Origin of the sequence: Faecalibacterium sp. DFI.5.82 (assembly GCF_029076575.1) — a bacterium.
GTDB classification, from domain to species: domain Bacteria; phylum Bacillota; class Clostridia; order Oscillospirales; family Ruminococcaceae; genus Faecalibacterium; species Faecalibacterium duncaniae.
The window spans coordinates 1-293 of sequence record NZ_JARFIS010000972.1; the positions used below are offsets into that span (position 1 = coordinate 1).

Consider the following 293-nt stretch of genomic DNA (forward strand, 5'->3'; position numbering starts at 1 on the left):
AGTACGGCAAAATGTGGGAGTGCCCGGACTTCTTTCCGCTGGACGGCAAGCAGGTCTTGATGCTCGGCCCCATGGAGATGCTGCCCAAAGGTGAGTTTCACAATGGTCACAACGAGATTGCCTTCATCGGCAGCTACGACCAAGCCACCCACACCTTCACCAAGGAAAATGTGCAGCTGATGGACGGCGGCATCGACTTCTCTGCTACCCAGACCACTCTTGCCCCGGATGGCCGCCGGATCTTGACCGCATGGCTGCAGACCTGGTCGGACACCGAGGATAAGCCCCAGGGC

Annotated in this window: 1 pseudogene; it reads left to right on the forward strand. The window is 59.0% G+C overall.

The annotated features are described in order from the left end of the window. Nucleotides 1-293, forward strand: a pseudogene (locus P0G09_RS19735) (glycoside hydrolase family 32 protein); the annotation flags it as partial.